At 58.7% G+C, this 15,735-nt stretch carries 9 protein-coding genes and 2 pseudogenes; 3 read left to right on the forward strand and 8 right to left on the reverse strand.

The window, feature by feature from the left end; all coding sequences use genetic code 11:
* Nucleotides 1-119 precede the first annotated feature (119 nt).
* On the reverse strand, nucleotides 120-1,991 hold the full coding sequence (locus BLJAPNOD_RS32375; RefSeq protein WP_115422841.1) for an adenylate/guanylate cyclase domain-containing protein: 1,872 nt from the start codon (nucleotides 1,989-1,991) through the stop codon (nucleotides 120-122).
* Between the two features lie 69 nt (nucleotides 1,992-2,060).
* A pseudogene (locus tag BLJAPNOD_RS36300) lies at nucleotides 2,061-2,260 on the reverse strand (DUF6428 family protein); the annotation flags it as partial.
* Nucleotides 2,261-2,500: 240 nt separating this feature from the next.
* Here BLJAPNOD_RS36300 and BLJAPNOD_RS36500 point away from each other — a divergent pair.
* Nucleotides 2,501-2,890 carry a hypothetical protein gene (locus tag BLJAPNOD_RS36500; RefSeq protein ID WP_343215838.1) on the forward strand — a complete coding sequence of 130 codons (390 nt, stop codon included), beginning with the start codon at nucleotides 2,501-2,503 and terminating at the stop codon, nucleotides 2,888-2,890.
* A 33-nt stretch (nucleotides 2,891-2,923) separates the two neighbouring features.
* On the opposite strand, the pseudogene BLJAPNOD_RS36505 reads toward BLJAPNOD_RS36500, so the two are convergent.
* The 3 genes and pseudogenes from BLJAPNOD_RS36505 to BLJAPNOD_RS32390 all read right to left on the reverse strand — a co-directional run.
* Nucleotides 2,924-3,331: pseudogene (locus BLJAPNOD_RS36505) on the reverse strand (TniQ family protein); the annotation flags it as partial.
* Nucleotides 3,328-4,203, reverse strand: coding sequence for a TniB family NTP-binding protein (locus BLJAPNOD_RS32385; RefSeq protein WP_115422843.1), 876 nt, complete (start codon nucleotides 4,201-4,203; stop codon nucleotides 3,328-3,330). The pseudogene BLJAPNOD_RS36505 and the gene BLJAPNOD_RS32385, both read right to left, overlap by 4 nt.
* Before the next feature lie 6 nt (nucleotides 4,204-4,209).
* The gene (locus BLJAPNOD_RS32390; RefSeq protein ID WP_115422844.1) at nucleotides 4,210-5,859 is read right to left on the reverse strand and encodes a Mu transposase C-terminal domain-containing protein; all 1,650 of its coding nucleotides are present in this window, start codon (nucleotides 5,857-5,859) and stop codon (nucleotides 4,210-4,212) included.
* Nucleotides 5,860-6,149: 290 nt separating this feature from the next.
* Here BLJAPNOD_RS32390 and BLJAPNOD_RS32395 point away from each other — a divergent pair, with 290 nt between their 5' ends.
* Entirely contained in the window at nucleotides 6,150-6,653 is a 504-nt protein-coding gene (locus BLJAPNOD_RS32395; RefSeq protein WP_115422845.1) for a dihydrofolate reductase, read from the forward strand.
* Nucleotides 6,654-6,720: 67 nt separating this feature from the next.
* On the opposite strand, the gene BLJAPNOD_RS36305 is transcribed toward BLJAPNOD_RS32395, so the two are convergent.
* Nucleotides 6,721-8,319 carry a transposase gene (locus BLJAPNOD_RS36305; protein ID WP_244611188.1) on the reverse strand — a complete coding sequence of 533 codons (1,599 nt, stop codon included), beginning with the start codon at nucleotides 8,317-8,319 and terminating at the stop codon, nucleotides 6,721-6,723.
* Between the two features lie 204 nt (nucleotides 8,320-8,523).
* Nucleotides 8,524-9,135 carry a chloramphenicol phosphotransferase gene (locus BLJAPNOD_RS32405; protein ID WP_115422847.1) on the reverse strand — a complete coding sequence of 204 codons (612 nt, stop codon included), beginning with the start codon at nucleotides 9,133-9,135 and terminating at the stop codon, nucleotides 8,524-8,526.
* Between the two features lie 187 nt (nucleotides 9,136-9,322).
* Here BLJAPNOD_RS32405 and BLJAPNOD_RS32410 point away from each other — a divergent pair, with 187 nt between their 5' ends.
* Nucleotides 9,323-11,140: a zinc-ribbon domain-containing protein gene (locus BLJAPNOD_RS32410; RefSeq protein ID WP_158556206.1), complete on the forward strand. Its 1,818-nt coding sequence runs from the start codon at nucleotides 9,323-9,325 to the stop codon at nucleotides 11,138-11,140.
* Nucleotides 11,141-11,920: 780 nt separating this feature from the next.
* Here BLJAPNOD_RS32410 and BLJAPNOD_RS32420 read toward each other — a convergent pair.
* Entirely contained in the window at nucleotides 11,921-15,715 is a 3,795-nt protein-coding gene (locus BLJAPNOD_RS32420; RefSeq protein ID WP_199566086.1) for a hypothetical protein, read from the reverse strand.
* Between the last annotated feature and the right edge of the window lie 20 nt (nucleotides 15,716-15,735).

Raw genomic sequence — 15,735 nt, forward strand, 5'->3', positions numbered from 1 at the left:
TGCTTGGTGAAACCTGACGCTTGATACCCGAGTTTGTATACCGCTTTCGACCCCATAGTGGCCGGTCGTCGGTAGCACATAGAATTTCTGGTGCGCGGGACGCGCCAACGGTCGCTGGGTTATCCGACGATTTCGAGCAGCTTTTGAAATTGCGGATGATTGCGGACCGGATCGAGATCTGAATCCTTCATGGCCCAAAGTTTCATGTCACTTCCAAACTGCGGCAAGCAAATTTCCAGCAGTTCAATGGCCCGATCGATCTTGCCAAGCTGCGAATAGGTGCAGGCGGCGTTGTAGCGGGCGAGGTTATCGTCCGGATCGATCGCCAAAGCACGGGCCAGCCATTCTTCGGCCCGATCACGCTCTCCGAGGAATGCCAGCGCGACAGCTCCCAGCTGCGCAGGCTTGGAGCTGTCCGGATACTGCCTGAGGGCCTCCTCGGCTCGTCTTACTCCGAGACGCGCATATCTTGCTGCCTCCTCTGGACGTCCGAGGGACTGAAGGACACCGCTCAGGAAGAGGGGCGCCTGATAGTCATCGGGCTGAATTTCCATTGCACGAAGATAGTGTCGCGCGGCCTGTTCGAATTTGCCCTGAGTAACGAAGAATTCGGCGTACAACTGATGGGCTTCGTAGCAATTGGGATCGAGCGCCAGGGCCTTTTCGAAAGCGGCGGCTGCCTCCGCGGCGTGGCTGTCGATCATCAAGGCGTATGCGCGTGCAGTGTGGGCTTCCGCCAGATCGGGCTCGATCGCCAAGGCCTTACCGGTGATCACCATAATGTCGCCGGCCGATATCTTCTCGCCATGCTTGGAATGGAGTCGGGAATCACAGTTCGCCATACCCGCGTAGGCGCGCGCGAACCGTGGATCGAGGTCAGCGGCTCTGGCAAACATCCGCCGAGCCAATATCAGGGAGGATCTCGTCGCCGCATGAAGTAGCTGGCGACCCCTTAGATAGTCCGTATAGGCTTCGACATTGCCGGTCGGCACTTGCTCGATGGCCTTCTTCTCATCCGCCAGGAGCTTGACCTTAAGCTGGTCGACAATCGTTTTGGTGATCTCATCCTGGACCGCGAAAATGTCGGCGAGCTCACGGTCGTAACGGGCGGCCCACAAATGGCCGCTGGTGGCGCCGTCGATCAATTGGGCATTGATCCTCACGCGATTTCCGGCTCGGCGGACGCTACCCTCAACCAAATAGGCAACTCCAAGCTCCTTCGCTGTCCGTTCCAGGTTCACCGTCCTGCCCTTGTAGGTGAAGACCGTGTTGCGCCCGAGCACGAATAGCCCCGAAACATTCGACAGGTCGGTGATGATGTCCTCGGTGATGCCGTCACTGAAGAACTCCTGTTCGGGGTCGTTGCTCATGTTCGCGAAAGGCAGGATCGCCACCGATGGCCGGTCCGAGCGCTCACGTGTGTGTCCGTCGGCAGTTGCTGCCGGAACGCCACTGTCCGACGGGCCCAGATTGATGAAGTAGACATGCACCGGCTGGGCAATGTTCTTAACGGTCTTCTCACCCTGATCGAGGAACTCAAGTTGGAGCTTGTTGCCGACCTGATGGCGCACGAACGCTGAACACGCGATACCGCCGGGCCCAGCCAGACCCTCGAGCCGCGCGGCGACGTTCACGCCGTCGCCATAGAAGTCCTCGCCGTCGATGATGATGTCGCCGACATTGATGCCGATGCGGAACTTTATGTGCCGGTCCTCGGGGACGCCTGCGTTGCGGTCCGGCATGCCGCGCTGGATTTCAACGGCGCAACGCGTCGCGTTAAGAACGCTGCTAAACTCCACCAAAAAGCCGTCCCCCATCACTTTAAAGATGCGCCCGCCGTACTTGGCGATGGTGGGATCGAAGAACTCGCGGCGATGCTGGCGCAGCGAGCTGAGCGTGCGCTCCTCATTGGCTTCCATAAGGCGACTGTAGCCCACGACGTCGGCGGCCAATATGGCCGCCAAGCGTCGCTCAACCTGCTCCTCGGTCAATGCTTCGCCCTCTCAATCGGGAACTATCTTACTCGATCCGTAAACTGATGTGCAGCTCCAGCGCCGAAGCATGTGCGTGTAGTCGCCATCATCGACGTTCCAGAGCTGGGCGAAGATTTCCGACAAGGCCTCCGGGTTGGCGCCGCAATCCAAGGCGGAGAACTGATCGCCTTGACCTCGGTGACATGGTAGCCCGAGCGGACTGCCTTGCCGTCGTGATCGAAGACGAGCGGCATGGCGGCCATCGCCGCCGGGGCGGCGTCACCCATGGCCTGCGCACCGCTGGCATCGGTATCAGCACTTCATCTATCGCCGACAGGACCGCGATTTCGACGCGGCGGCGGATGAGCTGCCTCCCTGATGCGTAAGTAGGCGCCCAGAACGGCTGGAAGCTCCGCAGCCGGTGGAGGCCGGCTCGTCGGGAGGTGTTGCCCCCGCCGCTCCAGCGTTGTTACGATATGGGCGATCAACGGGGCATGCCCACCTGCCGACAGAATCAAACGCCGCCGATGGGCGACGACAGCGTCGTCTTCTGTCGTCAGCCAATTGACCGGCTGCTCGGCCAGGCGTTCCATGCACCGAATACGCGCCGCTGTGGACAGGCCGACCAGGTTCAATGTGGGATAGACGCCGGCGGCGGCTGGCATGTCCAGCAAGCGCTGAACGAGGTTGCCTCTGGTCAGAGATCCGGTGATCGCCTCCAGGCGGCAGATATCATTGATGCAACGGTCGAGCCGCCTTGCCGGAGCACGGACCGCGACATTCGACGCACGCCGCAAATCGAAGCCACAGATATCGCAGAAATGTTGCGGGACGAGCTCGTCCTGATCGAAGGCCGCGATGCGATTGGCGCAGGAAGGGCATCGGTCACGCAATCCGCACCCGTGGATCAGACATGAAACCTGGGTCGCAAACCGCCAGCGCCGCCGAAAATACGGCTGAGCGTCATCGGCAAGACATCGCGGGCAGAACTGCAGCCAGGTCGAACTGCCTCGGCGACCGTCGCTGCGAAGCGGAAGCAAGAGCGGCTTCAGCGGCGACGATGTCATTGGCATCGCCGAGAGCTTTCGCAGAGAAAGGCCCGTATGTGCGTGGAGCAGGCGGGCGACGTCGGCGGGAAGTCTAAGGTCCACGGATGCCGCCCGCATCCCCGGGCCTAAACCGAGCATACGGGCAAACGCACGCGGCGCAGCACCGTTGGCATAGGCAAGCCGGCGCAGCCAGCTCGACAGCAATTCGTCATGCTGCGGGGCGACGATGGCGGGCCACCGGTCCGAGACAACGTCGCGGTATCGCTCGCCGATCCCGATTGCTACGCCTGGCCTGTCGGCTATCGTCAAAGCAGGCTCTCGCGCAGCGCCGAATTGCGCCGGTGCGAGATCGGAACATAGTGCAACTCGCCAATGCCCGCCTTCGTGATCCGCTCCGCACCGGATCCGATCGCGGCGACTGCCGCCTTGGTGACGATGGTGACGATCTCGCCGATCAATCCCTCCGAAAGGCTGAATATCTGCCGCGCCAGCCGTTCGTCCGACAGATCCGAGATACGAGCCAGCGGCAAAGCTGCCTCAAGGCTATCGAGGAGTGTGAGAAAATCCTCGTCATAATGCCATCGTGGGACTGCGAGCAGATCGAACCGGCTCGCCATCTCGCTCGTGGCGTTGACGAAGTCGTAGACCGCCACCTCCCCGATCAGCACCGGTGCCACATCGTACTGGCGGCCGATCCGTCGCAGAAACGCAAAGATCGCCTCGATGTCACGCGTCCGGCCGCGTAGCGCGTTGTGGAACTCGTCGAAGATCAACACCCTCGGCTTGAGACTGGCCAGCAAGTGATCGACTTGTTCAGCCTTTCGACCCACGCTGCGGTCGCCGATCGGCGCCCGCAATGCCTGAAGAATGCTTGCATAGAAATGACCGAGGCCGGCGCCTTCGCGGGTCTGAACGATCCACACCTTCTGTTTCGCCGCGGTTCGCAGATGTTCAACGGCAAAGCGTTCGGCGATCATTGTCTTGCCGTTGGCATAGGGCCCCACCAGCATCAGGCCCTGCGTCCGCAACGACGCTGGTCGCGACAGCAAATCCGCCAGCCGTCGATGGGTGTCCTTTGCAACCTGGTGCCCGATCCATCGCGGGGCGCGGACATAGGCAATGCGATCGTCGGGATCACGGTCGAGATACGACCGGACATGATCAAGCAAATGATCGGGCATGCGGGGCTACCAATCCTCTACCGGCAACCGGCGCTTCTGGCGCACCGGGTGTTGCGCGGGATCAGACACTGGTGGCCGCATGGCCTGATAGGGTTTTGCTGCGGCGGTGGCGTGCGCGCTGCGCACGGCATCGCGCAACTGGCGCTTGGACGGTTTCGCCGCTTCGACAATGGCGGCGATTTCACGGCGGATCGCGACTTTCTCGTTGCTTGAGCGGTGATTTGCGGCCCGCCGACCCGCGCGCTCGGCCTCGTGCTCCCACAGCGTCAGCGACGTCAACTGGCCATCGCGGCGCTCGACGGGACGAAACTGCCGGGTTTCCGGGTCGCGGACGTAGACATGGCTGATGTCCCGCGGATCGTATCGCACCTCCAGCTTTCCGAGCCGGTCGCGCTGCGGAATAAGGCTACCAAGCCAAGGCGCGTAATAGTGCAAGGCGAACATGTTGATCCCTTGCGGCGACAAATGCCGTTCCGTTCCTGGCAGAAACGACAGCAGTACCTGTTGCGGATCATCGTCGAAGCGCGGCAGAGCCGCGCTGTTGCGCTGCCACTCCGTGATCGGCACCTTCAGCGTCTTGGCGTTTTCCTGAAGATTGTGATCGATGACCGCAAGCGCGATGCAGCGCTCCAGCTCCGCGAAGCTCAGACGCGCACGCCGCTCGGACGGATATTCGTCACGGTCTGCCACAGACCGCCCCGAAGACCCGGGGTATGCGGCGAGTATAGCATTGAGCTTGCCCAGCAGCCGCTCAACGACGCCGCCCTGATGCACGCGGCCGCGATCGCGATAGCGGATTCGAATGCCATAGTCATCGCAACCGCGTTGGAACGCATGCCCCTTGAATTCCTTCGCCGAGTCCGTGACGAGCAGCTTTGGCCGGCCGAACATCGGCCAGGCATGATCGAGGTTGCGGGCCGCAAGCCATGCCTCTTTCGGGCACAGGGCCTGGGCAAGACAAAGTGCGACAGACAGGACCGAAGGCTTTTCCAGTGCGAGGCAGAACCCCAGAATGCACCGGGTCGCAACGTCGGTGACGATCGTCAGGTAAGGGCGGCCAACGAACAGTCCGCCTCCGTCAACCACCTCCACGAAATTGATATCGGTCGGCGTATGGTCGATTTGGCAGACGTCGAGTGGGTGCGGTGCGTGGATATAGCCTGGTCGCGGTTTTAGCCGCAGCAGGTGCTTTGGATTGGCCGACCGCTTTCTGGCGATCTCTTCGGGCGAAAACAGCGCCGGGATGCGCCGGGCAATGGTGACATAGGACGGCAGGGCAAGACCGGCCTCTTCACAGCGCGCACGGATTTCGGCAACAACGGGTGCGAGAGGAGGCGCCTCGAGCGTCAGCCATTGCTCGCGCAGTGTCGTGCTGATGATTGCCTCGATGCCTTCCGGCAGCCGCTTGCGCCGGGTTTCGGCGGCGCGCGGCAGCAAAGCCGTGACCGTCCGTTCGCTGCGGTATCGGGCAAGCAGATTGTAAACTTGCCGCACGGACAGTCGTAGCTCGGCCGCAGCCCGTTCAACGGCGGCGTGTGTTGGACCGGAACCATCGACAATCTTGTCCAGTTCACGAGCCAGACGACGCGCTGTCGACCATTGCTCGTCCAAAATCGCGCGGGGCGTCAAGGTTCGGTTGTGCAATCGCTTTGGCAAAGTCGGAGTTTCACTGAAATCATTAGCGGAAAATAAGACCGCTTTTACCGGCTAAAGCTAACGGGCATGTGACATTTCACCGTTTGAAATCGCAAACTAAAATCCACATTTGGTGGCGGTGCTGATTTTGTGTCCAGCTAATGCGGTTTCTTCGCAATCGGAGGCGAGGATATCCCACACTGCGCAAAGGCGCCTATTTCGGACATTGTGGTCACCGACGATACCGCTAACATTTGCCTGATTACACGAGTGAGCGCTGTCTCCCAGCAGCCAATTGAAAGAGCACAGCCGTGAAGCCTATTGTCCTGATCGCAGCCATGGATGCCGGTCGTGCCATCGGCAGGGGCAACGATATTCCATGGCACATCCCTGGCGAACAAAAAGCTTTCAGGGAACTGACAATGGGCAATGCTCTGATCATGGGACGCATGACCTTTCTCTCTCTACCTCGCCCGCTTCAGGGCCGGTATTGCATCGTGCTATCTCGCTCGTTCGCTTCTCAGACTTCTGAGGTGCGCTCGGCTGCGTCGGTCAGCGAGGCTCTTTCACTGGCATCGGAATTGCCGGGCTCAGAGATTATTATCGGTGGAGGTCAGGAGATTTATGAGCTCTTCCTGCCGCTCGCCAGGCGGATTCATCTGACGGTACTGGACGCTATGTTTGGTGGCGACCGGTTTTTTCCATTCGTTCCTGAGGATGAGTTCTCAATTTGCACTGAAGAGCGAGTTGAAGGTGCGATACCTTACACGCGCCGCATATATGAACGCAGCTCCGGATTCCCGAGTTCGCTTTGATGCGGGTTTGATCCTGCGTGATTGGTGATTACGATGCCAACCGCCGGAGCGCAGGATCCTTGGGCGTTCAGACCTTTGACGCGATCAATGCGGCGAGCGGCGGGATGGCCTGGCCATGGAGGCCGTGGCGATCGCCAAGATAGTGCCAGAACGAGAGGCCGAGCTTGCGGCACGTCTTCATCAGCACGAGCATGGTGTCGCGTGCCACGCGGCCGTGCCGGCTCATCGTGCCGCCGGAAATCTTGCGCTTGGTGAGGAAGCTGCGCAGGTCGTTCTCCGATGCATTGGTGTGGTGGGGAATAACCGGCCGTTCCAGCACTTTGAGCAGCTCATCCTTTCTGCGAGAGAGACGTGCCAGCAGTTTGTCGAGGTCGTCAAAGCCGGTGCGCAGTGAAAAGATGCGATCGAAGCGCTTGTGAAATGCCGCGGTAAGACCGGGCGGCGGCTTTCGTTTGACGCTTTTCAGCGCGCGGTAGAACAGCCACAGGAGATCCCGCACCGTTTCGACCAGACGCGCCTGCCTTGGCGTGGCCGGCATCAGCTTCTGTAGCAGCCGCTCGGCGTGCACCCAACACAGGGCATGGTTGCCGACCCGGAACTGACCGGCATCATCAAACACGATGACAGTGTCGCCAAGCAGACCATGATGGCGAATTGATCCCCAAATGCCATCTTCCGCCAGCACGCGGACCGCCTGCCTGTCGAAAATGTCGATGCCCTTGTCGGCCAGATACTCCAGGAATGGCACCTGGTTGCAGAAGCGTCGTGGTTCGTGGCTGCGGATCTTGGCTACCAGCGCCGGATCGGCACGACGGCCGTCTAGATAGTCGAGGGCGGCGTCGTTGAGGACATAGTCCTGATAGTTGCCTCTGAGCAGCGACAGGAAGTTCAGCCGGGATTTTGATGCAGTGGTGCGAAAAGCGGTGAAGTGCGCGCCGCCGATCTGGGTGGTGTGGAAGTTACCGCGTTGATGGCGGGCGCCGGTGTCGTCGACGGTGATGTAGGGAGCCGAGACAAGGCCGGCATGCAGCACAGCCGCATCCTCGGCAGCAAAGCCCTCCAGTCCCTTTGTCAAAAGTCGCACGACCTGGCGCTTGGAGACGCTGACGCCGACATCGTTCAGCAACGTCGTCAGCCGCGCCATCGTCACCTGTCCTTGCGTGTGCAGCATCAGGCAAAGTCGCCTGAGATTCGGGCCGTAGCCGCCGACGACCCCTTGCGGCAACGGCGCGAGCACCGTCTTGCCGTCGGGCGTGAGCCAGCATTCACGTCGACAGTGAACGAGTTCAGCTGTGACAATCAGGTCCCGCACATGGCAGCTCTTGTATCCCTTGAAGCGGGAGCCGGGCGGAGCACGGACATGCAGGATTTCTTCGCGGCTCACCCGCTTTAGATCGAGCTTCGGGCCGCGCGGTTTCTTCTTGGCCGTCTGAGGCGCGTCCCGTTTGTCATCAGTCGCCTTCTCCATGCCCGAAGGGCGAAACGGCGGCCGGGGCGGCAGGTTCTTCAGCCGTGCGATCTCGTCCCGCAAAAGCTGGTTCTCGACCTTGAGGCGGGTGTTCTCCTGGCGAAGCGCCGCATTGTCTTCACGAAGGGCGGCGTTCTCGGCGCGAAGGTTCGTGACCTCTGCTGAAAGCTCCCTGACCTCATTGACCAGACCTGTCACGAGCTCGCGCAACACCTTCAGCGAAAGCGTGTCAGCGTGTCAGCGTGTTCGGGCGAGGCAAGGCGCTTCTTCGGCATGATCGAAAGGAATCATGATTTGCCCCAGATGCGGAATCCCCCCGGCATCACTCACCAAGGCCGACCCTCGCTTATGCACACTTGTCTGAACTGGTCGTGGGTAATACCGGAAGGACCGAAATCGCATCTATGGGAGGGTGACGACGCCTGTCGTTGGAGGCAGACCAAAATCGCCGGCAATCACCCGGATAACATGTTGCTGGATTGCCGCTGCACTTGCTTCCGCTGATTTCGAAGTGACGTCCAAATCTGAGGCAAAGGGGTGTTGGGGATCGAAGACCCGAGCTTTTCTGCTTCTCTCTCTGGCGGCTCTTGCGTCGATCGACTTTAGTCGCTCACGGCGTATGGGAGTGGAAACACGGCGCGCCAACTCGTCCTCATCGCAAAGTAATCTTATGGGTATGAGCGGCGCAGCGCACTGCTGCGCCGCGCCGGCTATCTGTTCAAACGTGTGAAGACTACCTTGGTTGCCTTGGACAAGGGCTTGCGTGAAGATGAAGCTTGCCGAAGGGGGGCTGTAGGCCACGATCGCGTCCAGGACTACCTGTCGGATTCTTCCAGTGTATTCCGATATCCCGTTCGGGAGGGGCGTCATCCCGTCGTCGTCCAGGAGGCGAAATATTGGATTGTTGAACCAATGATTATCAATGACTTTTGCAGAAACGAGGGTGCGCAGTTCATTAGCAATTGTCAGCTTCCCGACGCCAGGGAAGCCCATTAGCAAAACGAAAACGCGCATAACAGCATTAGCCTCGTAATGGGTTACCACGACAACAATAGGTAATTTCTCGAGCGTCGCAACGTCCGTCGTGCGACCAAATCTGCCCCAGTTACCAGTGTGAGGCAGCCGGTGGTCGTCGTTGACGCGCCTTTAAGATCGGCAGCATATGGGTTGAAGCCTCGTGTGGATTTACGGAGCCTGGCACGTGACGCATGTCGTAAGAAGGAACAATAGCCCGGAAGAGCTTCGCGTGATCGCCGAAGTTGAAAGCGATGAAAAGGTAAAGCAGCGCCTGCTCGCGATCGCTTTTGTCCTTGAGGGAGTACCGAGACGGGAAGCGGCCGAGCGCGCTGGAATGTCGCGCCCGGTTCTCGCTGAATGGATCGTGCGCTATAATACCGGATCGGTTACGGCGCTCCGGGACAAGCCGAAGCCCAGCCGTCCGAGAGGCGATCTTTTGGTTGAAGTCTTTCCCGACATGGCGCCCTGGTTTGCAGAAGATAATGACGTGAGCTTTGACAGCTTGCCGCGGACGTCCAACATTTCTCGCCTTTGGAAGTGCCGCCGGTGTGCAGAAGCGGGCAAAACGACTATTTACCCTCGGAAAGTCTCTGACCAAATTAGAACTTGGAAATCTGGCGGCGGATGCGGCGGCTGCAGACCGGCCGCTATATCGCAGGCCCATCTGACACGAGCGGTGGCTCATTGTCCATCACTCGACGTCACTCATCCTGAGCTCATCATTGAGTACCACTCTGGTAATCGGTTGGCGATTCAACAGCTGACGGCCGGGTCAAAGCAGGACGTCAAATGGATATGCCCGAAATGCACCCACACTTGGAACGCGACACCCTATACCCGGACGAATCTGGGGTGCGGTTGTCGAAAATGCTCAACGACGTTTTCCAGGATTGAGGCTCGCTTCTACGCCGAAATCGCCGATCGGTTTGCCGATGCCGCGTGGCAGTTTACCGATGAGGGCAGATTACCGGAAATTGACATATTTATTCCCAGTTTGAATTTGGGAATCGAGGTTGACGGGTTCAGACACAAACATCGCTACGAGCAGGATCGACGAAAGAATACCACTCTCGCCGAAGCCGGGATCGATTTGATCCGCGTGCGGCAGGACGTTCTGGAGCCGATCGAACCTTCCTTCACAATCAATTTTGGTTTGGACGACCTTGTCATTTTCTCAAGGTTTCAAGAATGGGTATTGGCGAATGTCCCAAAGTTACGTGACTTTGCCGGAGACTGGCTTTCTGATGGTGTGTTTCGTGCCCAGGATCATTATGAGCGCCTCTGCGCTTCAGGGTCCTATCCGCCCGAAGGCGGATCAGTGAGCGATCACTATCCGTGGGTCTACGACGTATGGAATGCTGAAAATCGACTCGGTCCGGACGCATATCACGTGAAGTCGCATCGCGTGGTCAAATGGATCTGCGCCGCAAATCCGGATCACCTGTACGACGCCAGCATCGCGGACAGAGTGAGAAGCGGACGGATGGGATGCCCCTTCTGCAAGGGGCCTAGGATGACGTATGAGCGATCACTGGCGGCGAAAAAGCCCTCGGTTGCAGCGCAATGGGACGAAGCGAAGAACGGCAAGCAAGCCTCGGACGTCGCGGCCAGTAGCGATGGGAACGCATGGTTCCTGTGCAAGAAAGGACATTCCTACGAAGCTCGGATCGCAAGCACAAAAGAAAAAGCTGACAACTGCACCGTCTGTCGGGCCGAAAACAGAAAGAGTAAGTCGCTGGCCAGCCGGTTTCCTATTTTGCTTCGCGATTGGGAGCGCGCGAAAAACGACGCTATCGGTCTCGATCCAGAGATCACCAGCGCTGTAAGCCAATCAGAGGCTCACTGGAAATGCTATAAATGCGATTACGAGTGGCAGGCGGAAGTCCAGTCGCGGACGAGGGCGAAAACAAGATGCCCCAACATGTCATGTCGGCATTCTCACTGGACCGATAAACCGGCACGCGCCGGACCCAACACGCCCAAACGATCAAAACAACAATGACTGCGGTCTCGCATCGCGCTCTCTTCTGGCGCCAGCCTGGTTGCTATGGCGTGGTCGTGCGCCGAGGCGTCAAGTGCTTCACGCACCTCTTCAATGGCAGCCCGTGTTGATATCCCTTTCACTTGGCATCGTCGACGGGGCGATCACTGCCGACGCTTTTTGTGGCATCATCGTGGACGGCCATCGCGTCGCCTGGGAAACGATCGGACTCGTTTGTCGGGCGCGGTCTGTTGAGAATCGAATGTTCCATGGTGTCGGATGCCAAGCTCGTTTAGCCCGGCAACCTGTAAATGCAGCCTGCCCTTAATGCGGGAGCGAAAATCACTAAGTCATTTGGTCGACTGCAGCTTTCACCCCTCAACAGCGGGTCGGCGGTTCTTACCGTTTCGAGGCGTGGGACTTGAGGGGGGCTCAATTGGGGCCGATGGCCGACCGTCCGATGTCCGGACACTGAACACGAGAAGCGGAAATCAGAGAGCTTGCCGCCAAGGTCTGGGATCGGCCCTTACCTGTTGCTCTCACCAGTGAGCCCGATGGTCTGCGGTGAGGGGAAGGAGACGTGACCAACACCACGACGACGACGCCGGAGGCGAGACTGTAAGGGCGGCTACCGAAGCGATCGGCCAAGCCAGTCCGAAGAGGTCTGCTGTCACGCCTGCCGTCAGCGCGTGGACCGCGTAACCGAGGTCACGCTAGGTTCGGGGCACTTCCCAAAGTGACGGAGACATACAAGGGTGGAATTCCGCCAATGCGAACCGGAAAACGGAAACCACCCTGTATCTATGGATGCCAACGCTCTCCTACGGCTGCGCGCTCATCCTCTCGACAAGCATCCCATTCGTAACTCTTGGCAATCGATACCAGCAGAGTTGAAACACGCGGATGAGAGTTCTCATATCGTGCGGCAAGCTCGCGATACCGCCCCGCTAATCTGTGCTCTTGTTCGCCACCATCATATGGCCCGCGCGTTGTCACACCGCGTGCGTTCCGGACGCCTAGGTCAAACTTTTCGCGAAGGCCGCCGTTTTCAGCACGATCCAGGAAATCCAGTATCGTCAGGGGAACCCAGTCCTCCCAAGGACGCCGGCGCGCAAAGCGCGCTAGCAAAGCGCCGAAATGCGTTTCGGCGACCTCGCTGCGATCTGCTTCGGTTGCCAGTCGCATCGCCTCGTCAGCCCACGCCGTAAAATCCTCCTCGATAACGACTCGATCTTTGTTTAGACCGGGTAGTTCATTCCACCCCTCGAGCGTATGGTATGCCAGTTCGGCGAGGAACTTCTGGCGCTCTGGTCGCAGCTCCTGCTGCCCCGGATCATCATTTCCATCTCTGCGGCGGTAATGCCAACAAAGCAGCTGCACAAAGAAAGATGGATTGCGCGCAAGTTCTCGATGTACCGCAAGGGTTCTTTCATGGTGGCGGTGCCCATAGCTGCAAAGAAGCGGAACGAAAGGGAGTTCCAGAGCTGCAATTCGCTCATCCGAGATGTCACCGGCCTCGTCTAGGCGCTTAAGGACTTCGTCCAAATGATAAGCGGATGGCAAAGTTCCGTCAGGCTCTTGACCGTATGCAATGGCCTGAAGGATACGCTCCCATTGCCCTGGAGACAGTCTTTCAGGGCGAAGGCCGGTAGCAGCAAACGCTGAACGCGGACGTTTCGCATCGAGCAGCTTTTCTATGGCATAGTGGACTTCGTTGGTTGTTGCGTAGTCCCATATAGCGATGGACACGGTGCTCCAATATGTGGCAGCAACGTCACTTCCCAGCTCTTCAGCGATTGTCCAACCCGGCGCACGTCCAGGAAGATGCTGAGCGAGCCGATGCTGAACGGCGATATCGCCCAAAAAGCCATTTTGGCGAAGAATAGAAATGACAGCCCGAAGGTCATTCCATCCGGACGTCCACAGAACCTGCCGAAGGAAAATGCTGGCTGGTTCGCTTGGCTGGCACTGAAGAGCACGGGTGACCCATTTGGCTCCTATTTCTGGACAGGCATCCGCGGGCACCAAGGCCTGGGCAACGAGCTCGGGTTGTTTGACGCCAAGTCCAAACTCGAAGACTTGATCTGCGCCGATTTCCTCGCGAATGTCCGCGATCGCCTTCATTCGTTTCTGTCGTACGAGAGCGTCCCGTTTCTGCCACGACAGGCTGTTGTCTTCCTCGTTTTCGACAAGAGATCGCCATTCGATGTAAGAACTGTCGAACAGCCATCGATGACGGGCGGTCGCTACTACGGGCTCTAGAGCCGCTTCCATACTTCGGCAGGCAACTACAAATTCGTCGTCTTTTCTGCCATCCTGATAGGCATGCATCACGTCACGACGACGAAGATTATGACGCAGATCTGCCTTTTCTTCGTCACTGGCAGATAATGCCCACCGCCCAACCTCCCCGACCAAGCGGCTCAGATCGTCCGGGTGCAAGCTTGGTGCGATTTCCAGCAGTTGTTCCAGCTCAGACCTGTTGAAGGGAGCCAAATCCAGCAATAGTTTGCTGGCTTCTACCGAAGCCTCCCACAGATCAACATTCGTCGGTGCGGGTACGTCCTGTTCAAGGGCACGCCACCGAGGCCTTGTGGGCTTTATGGCGAAGCCTGTTCCACCGCTTGGGAGCAGCGAGATGCAGACACTGATTGCCGGGCTGCGGAAGCGTTTACACAGGTTGCGCAACACTCGCATCCGTTCGGCGACATCCACCGAGGTTGCTGGGAGCCAGGCGCGAAACAGCGATTGGGCAGTCGATGCGGGAGAATTCGACCAACTGTCCTTTATCTCAAAGCGCTGAAGGTCGAACACAATCCCCGAAACGCGCGAGAAATACACCGGGTGCCAAGCCAGAAGTTCAAGGGCCCAGAGGAGATCGGTGCGTAGGCATTCGCCGCTACCGGGCCTTCCTACCGTTCCCATAATTGCTTGGATAGCGGGCTCCGGATGTCGAAGTTCTTCTTCCAAACAATCGAGAAACGTATCTGGCGATGCTTCGGCAAGCGTTCGCAAATGGCCGCGAATCGAAAGCCAACGTTCCTCACCCGCATTCTGCATAAGAGAACGCACAACGTGGCTGACGCGGTACGCCAGATCTGTTTGAAGCCGTTTCCCGCAGATCTCTGCACCATGGATCGCTAAAATGCACAGAGTATCGCCAAGCCCTGACAGAAGCGCTCCAGAATAGATATGCCCTCTGCCCAACACGTTTGCCATCCACCATTGATCTTGGGGGAGATCCAGAGCGGGGTCCCGTTCGCCGAGCAATTCGGGCACGAGATGAAAGAACCGATCCAGATCGGTACGCTGGACGTGTGGTCCTATCGCGAAGAGCGCATCAAGCTGAGAAACAACAATATTTGTATTGCCGTACTTCGTAATGGGTGCGTCGTCGAGCGTCAGCAGAGCATCTCGAATATGCTCTGCTTCACCATCGGCGAACTCGCCAAGAAGCTGAAGAACCGTATCGTCATGGAATTGCGCCCGTTCAACCCAGGAGCCTGCCAAAACGAAGGGGAGGAGTTGCTTGGCTGACGCCCTGTCTCTCGCCCAAACCGGGCGTCTCACTTCTGGATCAGGAGATAGCTGGCGCCTCAGGACCGGAACAGAGTGGCCGGTATTCCGAGCCAGGATCTCAGCCTCCTCTTCAGGCAATCCCATGCCCTCAAGCTCAGAACGGAAGGTCCGGGACGGCACATGGGAAAGCTGCACGGACTCTTGCACATCGGAGCGCCCCTTAGGATATGCCCTGACAATTGTGACGTTACGCCTGTCCCCGAAGTCGATGCCCTCACCGTCCGCAACATCTGCTATCGCGATCAAACGTGAGGCGCCGGCGGTTGGGATCTTTGCTGCGCTGGAAGTTACGATCAACGCGCGGTCCAGCAGATCAAGAGCATGTGCTTCGATCATGGCTGCGATAACGAATGCGACCGCTTCGCTTCGATCGTCCGCTTGGACCGTGACTACCTGTCCGCCGTCTCTAAGCTTCTTTAGAAGCGTGTTGGCATCGTTATGCCGACGAGTGGCGACCAAACGCATCGATATCGATGGCACAGAGGCCGTTGACCACTTTTGCCACCACTCGTGTGGCGTCAATATGCCTGGACTGGCTACCCCAAGCAGCTCACCCAACCACCGAGAAGTTGCGGGTGCTTCTTCGAGCCAAGTCTCTAGATCGATAGCATCGTAAGCATAGACTGCCGACCAAGACCTTTCCCGGCGGCGCTCCGCCAGCCATTCGTCTTTCGTCTTCCAGCGTCTCGGAGTGACGAAAACAAAGCTGGTATTTTTTCGATCATCGCGGGACATTTCCGCAGCTCGTTTTTCGTAATCACTGTCCGCCTTGGCGCGTGGTTCTTGGTTGCATCCCATCTCCCAGACGCTTCGTCCCTGCGGAACCCAAGCAGTTGCTTGCCCGGCCTCGCATTGACCGTCGAGACCGGGCAGATCGATGGCTTCATTGCCGGGAAAACGCAGCTCGGCCAAAGAAGGGGTTGTCTCGCGTATCAGTCGACGGACCAAGAGCGGCAGGTTCCTTCTGCATTCGTGGCGGTCTCCCCATTGACGAATGGCCGTTTCATCGACTGGCATGAGGGCCTCTCGCAAGTATT

Source organism: Ensifer sp. M14 (genome assembly GCF_003355565.1).
Taxonomy (GTDB): domain Bacteria; phylum Pseudomonadota; class Alphaproteobacteria; order Rhizobiales; family Rhizobiaceae; genus Ensifer.